General features: G+C 66.8%; 12 protein-coding genes. 4 read left to right on the top strand and 8 right to left on the bottom strand.

The window, feature by feature from the left end; translation table 11 throughout:
• The first annotated feature begins 11 nt into the window (after nt 1-11).
• Both JWJ88_RS19805 and JWJ88_RS19810 read left to right on the top strand, forming a co-directional pair.
• Nucleotides 12-1,544, top strand: a complete 1,533-nt coding sequence (locus JWJ88_RS19805; RefSeq protein ID WP_205296129.1) for a VOC family protein — start codon at nt 12-14, stop codon at nt 1,542-1,544.
• 204 nt (nt 1,545-1,748) lie between these two features.
• Nucleotides 1,749-2,342, top strand: coding sequence for an NADPH-dependent FMN reductase (locus tag JWJ88_RS19810; RefSeq protein WP_205296130.1), 594 nt, complete (start codon nt 1,749-1,751; stop codon nt 2,340-2,342).
• A gap of 30 nt (nt 2,343-2,372) precedes the next feature.
• Here the strand turns inward: JWJ88_RS19810 and JWJ88_RS19815 are convergent, their stop codons facing one another.
• The gene (locus tag JWJ88_RS19815) at nt 2,373-2,774 is read right to left on the bottom strand and encodes a DUF1801 domain-containing protein (protein WP_205296131.1); all 402 of its coding nucleotides are present in this window, start codon (nt 2,772-2,774) and stop codon (nt 2,373-2,375) included.
• 128 nt (nt 2,775-2,902) lie between these two features.
• Nucleotides 2,903-3,847 (bottom strand): ring-cleaving dioxygenase, encoded by a 945-nt coding sequence (locus JWJ88_RS19820; protein WP_205296132.1) that lies wholly within the window; start codon nt 3,845-3,847, stop codon nt 2,903-2,905.
• 120 nt (nt 3,848-3,967) lie between these two features.
• Between JWJ88_RS19820 and JWJ88_RS19825 the strand changes: the two genes are divergently transcribed.
• Both JWJ88_RS19825 and JWJ88_RS19830 read left to right on the top strand, forming a co-directional pair.
• Complete coding sequence (locus JWJ88_RS19825) at nt 3,968-4,933, top strand: LysR family transcriptional regulator (RefSeq protein ID WP_205296133.1); 966 nt, start codon at nt 3,968-3,970, stop codon at nt 4,931-4,933.
• Nucleotides 4,934-4,940: 7 nt separating this feature from the next.
• On the top strand, nt 4,941-5,960 hold the full coding sequence (locus JWJ88_RS19830) for an LLM class flavin-dependent oxidoreductase (protein WP_205296134.1): 1,020 nt from the start codon (nt 4,941-4,943) through the stop codon (nt 5,958-5,960).
• Here the strand turns inward: JWJ88_RS19830 and JWJ88_RS19835 are convergent.
• The 6 genes from JWJ88_RS19835 to JWJ88_RS19860 all read right to left on the bottom strand — a co-directional run bounded on the left by JWJ88_RS19835 (nt 5,957) and on the right by JWJ88_RS19860 (nt 12,648).
• Complete coding sequence (locus tag JWJ88_RS19835; protein ID WP_205296135.1) at nt 5,957-6,520, bottom strand: HutD/Ves family protein; 564 nt, start codon at nt 6,518-6,520, stop codon at nt 5,957-5,959. The genes JWJ88_RS19830 and JWJ88_RS19835 overlap by 4 nt on opposite strands.
• Nucleotides 6,521-6,654: 134 nt before the next feature.
• Entirely contained in the window at nt 6,655-7,686 is a 1,032-nt protein-coding gene (locus JWJ88_RS19840) for an AbrB family transcriptional regulator (RefSeq protein ID WP_205296136.1), read from the bottom strand.
• Between the two features lie 78 nt (nt 7,687-7,764).
• The gene (locus JWJ88_RS19845) at nt 7,765-9,531 is read right to left on the bottom strand and encodes an acetyl/propionyl/methylcrotonyl-CoA carboxylase subunit alpha (RefSeq protein WP_240200310.1); all 1,767 of its coding nucleotides are present in this window, start codon (nt 9,529-9,531) and stop codon (nt 7,765-7,767) included.
• Nucleotides 9,528-11,084: a 5-oxoprolinase subunit B/C family protein gene (locus tag JWJ88_RS19850; protein WP_205296137.1), complete on the bottom strand. Its 1,557-nt coding sequence runs from the start codon at nt 11,082-11,084 to the stop codon at nt 9,528-9,530. Before JWJ88_RS19850 ends, JWJ88_RS19845 begins: the two co-directional genes overlap by 4 nt.
• 2 nt (nt 11,085-11,086) lie before the next feature.
• A complete protein-coding gene (locus tag JWJ88_RS19855) occupies nt 11,087-11,878 on the bottom strand; it encodes a putative hydro-lyase (RefSeq protein WP_205296138.1) in 792 nt (263 codons plus the stop codon).
• On the bottom strand, nt 11,875-12,648 hold the full coding sequence (locus tag JWJ88_RS19860; RefSeq protein ID WP_205296139.1) for a LamB/YcsF family protein: 774 nt from the start codon (nt 12,646-12,648) through the stop codon (nt 11,875-11,877). The genes JWJ88_RS19855 and JWJ88_RS19860 overlap by 4 nt, the downstream gene beginning before the upstream one ends.
• Nucleotides 12,649-12,675 lie beyond the last annotated feature (27 nt).

Raw genomic sequence — 12,675 nt, forward strand, 5'->3', positions numbered from 1 at the left:
GGGAAAAAACCATGCCCACCGGCATCCATCACGTCACCGGCATCACCCGCCGGGTGCAGGCCAATGTCGATTTCTATGCAGGCTTTCTGGGCCTGCGTCTGGTCAAGCGCACGGGCGGTTTCGAGGATGCCGAACAACTGCATCTGTTCTATGGCGACGCGCTGGGTTCGCCCGGTTCGCTCATCACCTTTCTGGTGTGGGAGGACGGCGCGCCCGGGCGTGTCGGTCACGGCCAGGTGGCCGAGATCGCGTTGGCCGTGCCACCCGCCAGCATCGGCGACTGGCTGACCCGCGCCATGACCGCCCGCGTGCCGGTCGAGGGGCCCTTGCGCGAATTGGGTGAAACGGTTTTGCGACTCAAGGACCCCGATGGCGTGATCGTCAAGCTGGTGGGGGTGGACCTGCCCGCGGATGCCCCGCTGCCCGACCCCATCGCGCCGACACGGCTGCGCAGCGTCGTCATCCTGACCGAGCAGCCCGATGCGACGCGCGACTTCCTGATCCGCTTCGGCTATCGGCCGGGCACGGTTTCGGGTGCGGTGCAACGGATGGTCTCGGACACGGATGCAATCGACATCCGCGACGCCACTGGCTTTTTTCCGGGCATTCCCGGCACCGGAACCCTGGATCACGTCGCCTTTCGCGCGGCCGATGCCGAAACGGTGCGCCGGATGCGGCTGGAGCTTAAGGATACCGATGCGACCAGCGTGCATGACCGCAAGTATTTCCTGTCGCTCTATGTGCGCGAGCCGGCGGGAACGCTGCTGGAATACGCCACCGACGCCCCCGGCTTTACCGTGGACGAGACGGTCGAGGATTTGGGCCGGACGCTGTTCGTCCCGCCCCATGACATTGCACGCGCCGAGGATCTGCGCGTGATCTTGCCGCAATTCGCTCTGCCGGGCGAGGAAAGGAACCCGATGCGAAACCTGCATTTCATCCACCGCTTCCACCGGCCGGAAAACCCGGACGGCAGCACGATCGTCCTGCTGCACGGGACGGGCGGCAACGAGTCCGATTTGATGCCGCTTGCACATCGCATCGCGCCGAACGCCACGCTGCTGGGTGTGCGCGGTCGCTCGACCGAGGAAGGCATCAACCGCTGGTTCCGCCGCTATGACGCCGTGACCTACGATCAGGCCGACATCCGCGCCGAGGCCGAAGCATTTGCCGGCTTCATCGACGAGGCCGCGCGGGCCTATGGGCTGAACCCCAAGGCGCTGACCTATCTGGGCTATTCGAACGGCGCCAACCTGCTAGGCGCGGTCTTGCAGCTATATCCGGGCCTCATCGGCCGGGCGGTGCTGCTGCGCGCCGTGCAGGTGCTGGAAGAACCGCCGGAGCAACAGCCACAGGCGCTGGCCGACAGCAGGGTGCTGATGCTGACCGGGAACCGCGACCTCTTCGCCCGCATGGCCCCCGAGCTGGAACACGCCTTGCGCGAGGGCGGCGCGGCGCTGGATGCCCGGACGATCAGTGCCGGCCACGAGATTCAGCCCGAGGATCTGACGCTGGCCTCGCAATGGCTGGCAGGCCGGGACTGACGCCAATCCAACCCAAACCTTACAGGCGGACCGCAAGGCCCGCCTGTTTTTTCACGGTTTCAACCCCGACCTGTTTCCTGTTTCCGAACACCGCTTCCGATTTCGGTTGGCTTGTCCGAAAGCCCGGCAAGGCCCAGTTTAAGGCCATGTAATTCAATCAAAGGGCCACAACCGGCCCGCAAGACCATCACAAGGACCAGATCCATGACCAAGAAGCCCAATATCGCCATCATCATCGGCTCGACCCGCGCCGCCCGCTTTGCCGACAAGCCCGCCACATGGCTGCTGGAAAATGCGCAAAAGCGCGACGACATGAGCTTTGAGCTGGTCGATCTGCGGGACTATGACCTGCCGCTGTTCGACGAGGTCGCCTCGAACCTTTGGGTGCCGTCGCAGGACCCCCGCGCGGTGAAATGGCAGCAGAAGCTGGCCGAATTCGACGGCTATATCTTCGTGACCTCGGAATACAACCACTCGGTCAGCGGCTCGCTGAAAAATGCGCTGGATCAGGCATATAAGGAATGGAACCACAAGCCGGCGGCGGCCATGGGCTATGGCGGCGTCGGGGCCGCCCGCGCCATCGAGCATCTGCGCGGCATCGCCGTCGAATTACAGATGGTGCCCCTGCGCAATGCCGTGCATCTGGGCGCGGGCGAATTCATGAAGGTCTCGCCGCTGGGTGCCAATGGCCCGATGTCCGAAGTGGACGCGGTGCTGCAACCCGCACTGGGGTCCATGCTGGACGAACTGCTTTGGTGGGCCGAGGCGACCATGGCGCAGCGCGCAAAAACCGCCTGAGCCTTTACGATCAGGAATCCCCCGGGGCGGTCACTTCGACCGCCCTTTTTTCTTGGCCGCGTTCAGTGCCGCAGCGGCGCGGATCAGGGCTTTGAGCGCCTCGGTGTCGATCCGATCCCCTTCGCGCAGGTCGATGGCACGGCGCGTGTTGCCTTCCAGGCTGGCGTTGAACAGGCCCGCAGGATCCGGGAGCGCGGCACCCTTGGCAAAGGTCATCTTGACCACCTGCTCATAGGTCTCGCCGGTGCAGATGATGCCGTCATGCGACCAGACCGGCACGCCGCGCCATTTCCATTCCTCGACCACCTCGGGGTCGGCCTCGTGGATCAGGGCGCGCAGTCGCGCCAGCATCTCGCCGCGCCAATCGCGAAGTTCACCGATCCGCGCGTCAATGAGTTCCGAGGCGGATTTTTCCGTTTCCGGCTGGTTCATGCCATGCACTCCCTTCCGTCCTGTCGCGGCCGGCAGGATGGGGCGAAAACGCCAATCCCGCAACGGTTCCATGCATGAAAAAAGGCCGCCGGATCGCTCCGACAGCCTTGCGGTTGATTTGGGTGGGCTTAGTCCAGCGGCTTCAGTCCCGCCTCGATCTGTTCCCGGCGGCCCTCCAGGAAAGGCGGCAGCGACAGGCGTTCGCCCAGGCTTTCCAGCGGCTCATCCACGGCAAAACCGGGCTCGTCGCTGGCGATCTCGAACAGGTTGCCGCCCGGTTCCCGGAAATAGAGCGAGCGGAAATAGTAGCGCTCGACCTCGCCCGAACTGGGAACGCGCATCTCATTGAGCCGCCTGGCCCATTCGTGGATGGCGGGCTTGTCCGGCACACGGAAGGCGACATGATGCACCCCACCCGCACCCTGACGCGCCACCGGCAGGTCGGGCTGAACCGCCACATGCAGCTCGGCCGAGGGGCCGCCTTTGCCCATTTCAAAGACATGGACAGTGCCATGCCCGTCCGGGCTGGCGTATTCCCGGACCTTGCGCATGGCCATCACATGGGTCAGCACAACTTCGGTCGCGGCCAGTTCCGGCACCGAAATGGTGATCGGACCCAAGCCGTGGATCTGGTGTTGCGCCGGCACCGGGCTTTTGGCCCAGGCATTCGCGGCAATGCCGGGCGCGTCCTGGGTCAGACGGAAACGCTGGCCCTCGGGGTCCTCGAACTCCAGACTGGCGCGGCCGTCGATCTCGGCGATCTGCCCGGGTGTCAGGCCCCGCTCTGAAAGCCGCGCCGCCCAATAGTCAAGGCTGTCGCCCGCGACCCGCAAGCCGGTGCGGCTGATCGAATGCGTCCCGCGCCGCTCACGCGCGGCGGGCCAGTCGAAAAAGGTCAGATCGGTGCCGGGCTGGGCCAGCCCATCGGCGTAGAACAGGTGATATGCGGTGGTATCGTCCTGATTGACGGTCTTTTTGACCAGCCGCATCCCCAGCGTATCGGTATAGAATTCCTTGTTGCCGCGGGCGTTGGCGGTGATTGCCGTCAGGTGGTGAATTCCGGTCAGCTCCATTTCGGGCCTCCTTTTCTGTTGCCACCAATATCGGGCATCGCCGGCGTTTCCGCTATGGCAGTGGGTGCGAACCTTGTGTTCGGCCATTGCGAACGGCGCACGACCGGGTAAGCTGCCACCATGCGTTATGACCTGAACGATCTGGAAACCTTTCTGACGGTGATGGAGCTGGGCACCGTCACCGCCGCCGCCGCACGGCTGAACCTGTCGAAATCCGTGGTCAGCAAGCGGATCAGCGATCTGGAAGCAACGCTGGGCGCCGCCCTGTTTCGCCGCAACGCCGGCCGCATCACCCCGACCGAGGCGGCGCTGCGGCTGGCCGAACGGCTGCGTCCGGCACTGGCCGAGCTGGTGGCGGCGGCGGAAAGCACCGCCTGGGACATGGACGGGCTGGCGCCGTTGCGCGGCAGCCTGTCCATCGCCGCCCCCATGAGCTTTGGCGTGCTGCATCTGGGGCCGATCATCGCCCGCTTTGCCGCGCAGAACCCCGAGCTTGAGATCAGCGTCGATTACGACGACCGCGCCCGCGATCTGGCGCGCGAGGGCTTCGACATCGGTATCCGTATCGGCAAGATGCGCGACAAGGCGCTGATGCAGCGCAAGCTGTGCGAGGATGAAAGCATCGCCTGCGCCAGCCCCGCCTATCTGGACCGCAAGGGCCGCCCGCAGGCGCTTTCCGATCTGCGCGAACACGAGGTGATCGGCTACAGCCACCTGCCGCACAGCCAGCTATGGCAGTTTCAGGACCGCGACCGCTTTGTCTCGCCACTCGTGCAGGGGCGGCTGTCGATGAACAATGGCGAGGCGATCCGCGACATGGCCATCGAAGGGCTGGGCTTGGCCATCCTGCCGGGTTTCATCGCCGCCCCGGCGCTGGCCGACGGGCGGTTGGAGCGGGTGCTGACCCAGTTCAACACCCGACCGCTGCCCATCGTGGCGGTCTGGCCACCCGTCTCTCCCATGCCGGCCAAGCTGCGGCGCTTTATCGACCATCTCGCCGCAGAACTGCAGCGGCCATCCTGGCAGGCGGGCTGGCGGACGGACCCTCGCGACCCCATATCCCTTGCCTCCCCCGCAACACCATAGGTCGGCCGTGAAGAAAATTGGTTTCCTGTCCTTTGGTCATTGGTCGGACGACCATGGCTCGCAAACCCGCAGCGCACAGGACACGCTGCTGCAATCCATCGAACTTGCCGTCGCGGCCGAGGAACTGGGCGCGGACGGCGCCTATTTCCGGGTGCATCACTTTGCCCGCCAGCTTGGCTCGCCCTTTCCGTTGCTGGCGGCGGTCGGCGCACGCACGAAAAGCATCGAGATCGGCACCGCGGTCATCGACATGCGCTATGAAAACCCCCTGTACATGGCCGAGGACGCCGGGGCCGCCGACCTGATCTCGCAAGGGCGGCTGCAACTGGGCATCTCGCGCGGCTCGCCCGAGCAGGTGATCGAGGGCTGGCGCTATTTCGGCTATGGCCCGGCCGAGGGCGAAAGCGACGCCGACATGGCCCGCCGGCATGCCGAGGTGTTTTTGAACGTGATCGAAGGCCAGGGCTTTGCGCAGCCGAACCCCCAGCCGATGTTTCCCAACCCGCCCGGCCTTTTGCGGATCGAGCCGCATTCGCCGGGTCTGCGCGACCGGATCTGGTGGGGCGCGGCCTCGAACGCCACTGCCCGCTGGGCTGCGCAGTTGGGCATGCACCTGCAAAGCTCGACCCTGAAAACGGATGAGAACGGCAAGCCCTTTCATATCCAGCAGGCCGAGCAGATCCGCACCTATCGCGAAGCATGGACGGCGGCGGGGCACCAGCACAGCCCACGCGTTTCGGTCAGCCGCTCGATCTTTCCGCTGATGGACGACCGCGATCGCAGGTATTTCGGCCGTGGCGGCAAGGAAAACGACCAGATCGGCTTTATCGAAGAGACCCGCTCGATCTTTGGCCGGGGCTATACCGCCGAACCGGACCGGCTGATCGAGGAACTGCGCGAGGACGAAGCCATCGCCGAGGCCGACACGCTGCTTTTGACCGTGCCGAACCAGTTGGGCGTGGATTACAATGCGCATGTGATCGAGGCGGTGCTGAAACACATCGCCCCGGCGCTTGGCTGGCGCTAGGCGCGGCTGATTTCGATCAGCCAGACATCCGGGGCGGGGCCGACGGGCAGCGCCGCTTCGGGCCCTTCGCACAGCAGCGCGTCCAGCGGCTCCAACGTCACGGTTTCGCCGGAGAATTCCAATGTGACTGGTGCGGCGGCCAGCAACAGCCGCCAGTCTGGCCTGCCCGTGGCGACCCCGGACAACCTTGTCAGCCGGTGGGTAAAAGCACCGCGCCGGGTCATCACGTTCAGGTCGCTGATAGGACCCGCCAAAAGCCGCGCCGCGCATGGCGCATCGGCGGGAAAGGCCAGCGGAGCGGACTCCACGGTCAAGCGCTGGACGGCGCGTCCCTGCACCTGCAACTCGATCCCCTCGCCCGTCAACACTGCCAGCGTGCGGTCGATCTGCGGAAAGATCGAAAAATCGCCATCCTCGTTGACCCCCGCCATGCTGACGCGCCAGCCGAAATCAGCAAGCCCTGCACCCTCGGGGTGGACGGCGACCTCGACTGTCTCGCCCCTGCCATTCTTCCACGGCATGCGGCGATGCTCGGCGGCTTTCAGGATTCGATGGCTCATGCGGTTCCCCCTTCGGCTCGGGATATGAGCCGGAACCACCCGCCGGTTGCAAGAGCTTTCATCGCCTGTCGCCCGCCTTGATGCCAGAGCCTGCGGCTGCGTTCCGGCCCGCAACTTGACGCATAGGCGCACATCTATCCGCGTCGTCGCAGCATCTTGCCCACCACCGGCCCCAGCACGATCACGATGACCATGCGCAAAAGGTGGTGGCTGACGACATAGGCCATGTCGGCCCCCGAAATCAGGGCGATCACCACCATTTCGGCCTGACCGCCGGGCAGGAAGGCCAGAAAGGCGTCCAGCCCCGGCGCCAGCCCCAGATGCACGATAACCTCGATGAAAATCAGGCTGATCGTGGCCAGAAGCAGCGCATAGACGATTCCCGCCATCACATGCAGGCGCAATTCCCGCAGGGTTATGCCGGCATATTTCACCCCGACCGCAATGCCGATAAAGAACTGCGCGGCCTGTATCATCTCGGCCGGAGGTCGGTGGGTGATAAAGCCCGACAGGGACAACACCGCCGTCAGCACCATGGGCCCCAGGATCGAGGCACCGAACAGGCCCAGCCGCTCGGCCCCCTTCCAGCCGATCAGGCCGGCCGCGATCATCAGCGCGATCTCGGCCGCGTCGGTCGCACGCATGGGTGCGCCGGGGGGCTGCGACAGGTCCAGCCCCCAAAGGACGGTCATAATCAGCGGCGCGACGGTGACGATCACCAGAACCCGCGTCGCATGGATCAGCGACAGCGCGCGAACATCGCCCCCGGCCTCCTCGCCGAAAACCAACATGTCCTGCAATCCGCCGGGCATGGCGCCATACCACGCCGTTGCGTGGTCAAAGCCGAAGACGCGGCGAAACAGCGGATAGCCGACCAGCCCGATCACCCCGATAAAGCCGGGCACAAAGGCCAGCGAGGCCGCTACATCCGGCAGTTCTGCCATCACATCGGGTGTGATCGAGGCGCCGACGGCCACGCCAAGGATGGTGCGCATGAAGATGCCGAACTGCCCGGCCCCCGCCAGCGGCGCCCCGGCAAGGGATGTGATCAGACAGGCCAGCATCGGTCCCAGCAGCAAAGGCAACGGCAGGCCCAAAAGCAAAAACGCCGCGCCGCCCATGGCGGCCAGCGCAAAGGTCAGGATGCGGCGTCTTGGCAGGCTCATGTTTGTTCCGGCGGATGACCGGCGGCCAGACGCCGGCGGGCCGAATTGGCACGGCCCGCCGGGAAATGTCAAAGCGCCTCAGCCGATCCGGGCCAACGGCGCACCAAAGGCCAGCACATCGCCCTGCGCGGCGATCCGGGTCAGCTTGCCGCAGCGATGGGCCTCGATGCGGGTTTCCATCTTCATCGCCTCGATGACGGCGACGACCTGCCCGGCCTCGACCTCGGCCCCGTCCTCGGCCTGCCACAGCGTCAGCGTGCCGGGAACCGGGGCTGTCAGCACCGCCTCATCGGCTTCAGGCGCGGCCTCGGGCACGGCTGCCCCGCCAGCGGGCAATGCCGCCAGCAGGTTGGCCGGCAGGCCCAGTTCATGCCGCTTGCCGTCGATCTCGACCGCAAGGCGCAACAGCGGCGCCTGCGCGGCGGGGGCGACGCGCGCATGCGGCGCGACGGCTTCGGCCAGGGTCTCGGCGAAATCCGTCTCGATCCAGCGGGTATGGACGCGGAAATCGCCATCCTCGGCGCGGAAATCCGGCTGCGCCACCACGGCACTGTCAAAAGGCAGGACCGAGGCCACGCCTTCGATGCGGAATTCGCGCAGCGCCCGTTCGGCACGCTGCAACGCCTCGTGCCGGGTGGCGCCGGTCACGATCAGCTTGGCCATCAGCGAATCGAAACTGCCCGGCACGACCGAACCCGAGACAACCCCGCTGTCCACGCGGATGCCCGGCCCCGAGGGCGCCTCGAAAACCTCGACCGGCCCAGGAGTGGGGAGGAACCCCCGGGCCGGGTCTTCCGCATTGATGCGGAACTCGATGGCGTGGCCGCGTGGCTGGGGCACGGTTTCGTCGGCCAGCCGTGCGCCTTGCGCGACACGGATCATGGCGCGCACCAGATCGATGCCGGTGGTTTCCTCGGTCACCGGATGCTCGACCTGCAAGCGGGTGTTCACCTCAAGAAACGAGATCGTGCCATTGGCCGAAAGCAGGTATTCCACCGTCCCCGCGCCGCTGTAGCCGGCATGGGCGCAGATCGCGCGGGCCGAATTGTGAATGCGGTCGCGCTGTTCGTCGGTCAGGAAGGGCGCCGGCGCCTCTTCCACCAACTTCTGGTTGCGGCGCTGCAAGGAACAGTCGCGGGTGCCGATCACCTTGACCGTGCCGTGCTTGTCGGCCAGCACCTGCGCCTCGACATGGCGCGGACGGTCCAGGAACTGCTCGATAAAGCATTCGCCGCGGCCAAAGGCGGTCAGTGCCTCGCGCGTGGCGGATTCAAACAGCTCCTCCACCTCTTCCAGCCGCCATGCAACCTTCATGCCGCGCCCGCCACCACCGAAAGCGGCCTTGATGGCGATGGGCAGGCCGTGCTGACGGGCAAAGGCCAATGCCTCGGCGCCGCTTTCGACGGGACCTGGGGTCCCTGCGACCAGCGGTGCGCCCACTGCCTCGGCGATGCGGCGGGCCTCGATCTTGTCGCCCAAAGCCTCGATTACCGCGGCGTCCGGCCCGATCCAGATCAGGCCGGCGTCCTGCACGGCCTGCGCGAAATCGGCGCGTTCGGACAGAAAGCCATAGCCCGGATGGATCGCATCCGCCTCCGAGCCCCGGGCGATGCCGATGATCTTGCCCGCATCCAGATAGGTGTCCGAGGGCGCGTCGCCCCCCAGCGCATGGGCCTGATCGGCCATGCGCACGAACAGCGCATCGCGGTCGGCATCGGCGTAGATGGCGACGGTCTCGATCCCCTCGTCGCGGCAGGCACGGATGACGCGGACGGCGATCTCGCCCCGGTTGGCGATCAGCAGGCGCTTGATCGGGCGGATGGGGCCGGTGGCGAAAATGGTCATGCGGGCCTCTCTGGCGTGATGGGTGCGAAATCGGCGCTGGCGGTAAAGCGGATGCGGGCGCCGGGCGGGATCTGGCCGGCAAGGTCCAGCGCCTGCGGCAGCAGGGTGGCGATGACCGGATAGCCGCCGGTCAGGGGATGGTCGGCCAGAAACAGCACCGGCTGGCCGGAATGCGGAATCTGGATCGCGCCCGTCTCGGTCCCTTCCGAGGGCAGTTCGGTCGCGTCCTCGCGCGTCAGCGGCAGGGCGCCCTCAAGCCGGATCCCGACGCGCGAGCTTTGCGGCGTCACCAGCCATTCCTGCGTCAGGAAATGCCGCACCATATCCGGCGTGAACCAGTCGGCGCGGGGACCAAGCGTCACCGGCAGCTCGACCAGATCGCCGGCTTTGGGCAGCGCGGGTTCCGCCTCTGCCGCTGCGGCCGCGACGGTGGGGCGATTTGCGGGGGCCAGCACCGTGCCGGCCGCCACGGCCTGCGGACCGACATGGGCCAGCGTATCGGTCGCGGCCGAGCCCAGCACCGGCGCAACCGTGAACCCGCCACGCAGCGCCAGATAGCTGCGCATGCCCGCTTGCGGCGGGGTAATGGTGATTTCATCCCCCGCATCCATGGCGAATGCCGCGCCGCGCGGGATGGCATGGCCGGCGACGCTGGCCTGCGCCGCACCCGTCAGCGCCAGAACCATCGGCTGGTCGGCCTGCAGCCGAACCGGCCCCAAAGTGATCTCCAGCGCCGGAACCTCGGCCGGATTGCCGACGGCGCGGTTCGCGCGCCGCATCGCACCCATGTCCAGCGCGCCCGAGGCCGAAACCCCTTGCCCGCCCTGTCCCAGCCGCCCCTCATCCTGAAAGACGATGGGGAAGGCGGTCGAAAGCACGCGCAAGCCGCTTTCGGGCTGCGGCTGCGGGACGGCGGCAGAGGCGTGAACCTCGGCCTTGCGCGCCACGAAGCGACAGCGAACGCCGGGACGCAGCAGCGTGGGCGGATCGCGGTTCAGGTCCCACATCGGCACCTCGGTCCGGCCGATCAACTGCCAACCGCCGGGGGTTTCCTGCGGATAGACGCCGCAAAAGCGCCCGGCCAGCGCGACCGAGCCCGCCGGAATGCGCGTCCGGGGCGCGGGGCGGCGCGGCAGGTCAAAGCGCGGATCGTCGCAGGTCATATAGGCAAAGCCGGGGGCGAAGCCGCAAAAGGCCACCTGCCACGTGGTTTCCTGATGGGCGGCGATCACCTCGGCCTCGGTCAGGTGCATGTGACGGGCGACATCGGCCAGATCCTCGCCGTCATAGGTGACGGGCAGTTCGACCGTCTCGCTGGTCCGTGCGTTGGGCGGCGTGCCGGGGGTGGGCTGGCGGGCCGCGACCTGCCCCGCCAACCCGCCATCGGCTGCAACACCGGGCGCGGTGCGGATCATCAGGGTTCGCGCGGCGGGAATGATCTCGGCCACGCCGGGGATGGGATCGGCGTCAAGCGCGTCGAACAGCGCCAGCGTCTGGTCCAGATCGTCCAGTTCGGCCAGCAGGGTCCGGGGTCCGATGGGCAGGAAACGCATGCTCACACCTGCCAATGCGTGTCGGGGACGTCGGTGATGAACATATGCCCCGGCGCATGGGTGATGGCAAAGGGCGGTTTCGAGGCCATCAGCGCCGCCTGCGGAGTCACGCCGCAGGCCCAGAACACCGGCACCTCTCCGGCGCGGATTTCCACCGGATCGCCGAAATCGGGACGGGACAGGTCTGCGATACCCAAACCCTCGGGCAGCCCGATATGGACCGGCGCGCCATGAACGGCAGGCGTGCGCCCCGAGATCATCGCCGCCTCGGCCACGCGCCCCGCGGGGATCGGGCGCATGGAAACGACCATCTTGCCATGCAGACGCCCCGCCGGCCGGCAGTCGCGGTCGGTCAGATACATCGGCACGTTGCAGCCCTGCGTGATATGGCGCACCTCGATCCCCGCCTGCTGCAGCGGGGTTTCAAAGGTGAACGAACAGCCGATCAGAAAGGTCACCAGATCGGGATGTTCGGCCCATGCCGCCGTGGCGTCCGGGGTTTCCTGAACCAGCTCGCCATCGCGCCAGATACGATACAGCGGAATATCGGTCCTCAGATCGGCCTCGGGGGCCAGCACGGTGCGATGACTGCCCGGGTCGGTTACGTCCAGCACCGGGCAAGGCTTTGGGTTGCGCTGCGCATAAAGCAGGAAATCCCAGGCCCAGTCCTTGGGCAGCGAGATCATGTTGCACTGGGTAAAGCCCGGCGCCATGCCCGAGGTGGGACGCGGCGCGCCCTCGCGGCAGGCCAGACGCGCCGCACGGGCGGATTCAAGATCGGGAAGGCCGCTCATGCCGCACCCCCCGTCGCCGCGACGATGCGGACACCGCCAGCCAGCAATACCTCGCGGATGCGGGCGGCCATTGCGACGGCACCGGGGCTGTCGCCATGCACGCAGATGCTGTCGGCCTGAAGATGCAGGGGCGAACCATCCGCCGCCTCGATCACGCCCTCGGTGGCAAGGCGCAGCATCCGCGCGGCCACCGCCTCGGGGTCATGCAGCACCGCGCCGGCCTCGCGGCGCGACACGAGCTGCCCGTCGGGACGATAGGCGCGGTCGGCAAAGGCCTCGGCGATGGTGGGCAGCCCGGCCTCTGCCGCCTGCCGCAGGATTTGCGTCCCGGCCAGACCCATCATGGCCAGTGTGGGATCGACGGCCTTGATGCCCTCGATCACCGCCGCACCCTGCCGGGGATCGGTGGCGATGGTGTTGTAAAGCGCCCCATGCGGCTTGACATAGGTGACGCGCGTGCCGGCGCTTGCGCAGATCCCCTGCAATGCCCCGATCTGATAGATCACATCGGCGACCAGCTCGGCATGGGTCACGTCCATCGGACGACGGCCGAAACCCACCCTGTCGGGATACGAGACATGCGCCCCCACCGCCACGCCGCGGGCCGCAGCCTCGCGCACGGTGGCCAGAATGGTCAGCGGATCGCCGGCGTGAAAGCCACAGGCCACGTTGGCCGAGCTGACGACGCCCAGCATGGTGGCATCGTCGCCCATCTTCCACGCGCCATAGCCCTCGCCCAGATCACTGTTCAGGTCGATGTTGCGGGTCATGTGTTTCCTCCGGGAATTGGGGCGGCT

The organism is Paracoccus methylovorus (genome assembly GCF_016919705.1).
GTDB classification, from domain to species: domain Bacteria; phylum Pseudomonadota; class Alphaproteobacteria; order Rhodobacterales; family Rhodobacteraceae; genus Paracoccus; species Paracoccus methylovorus.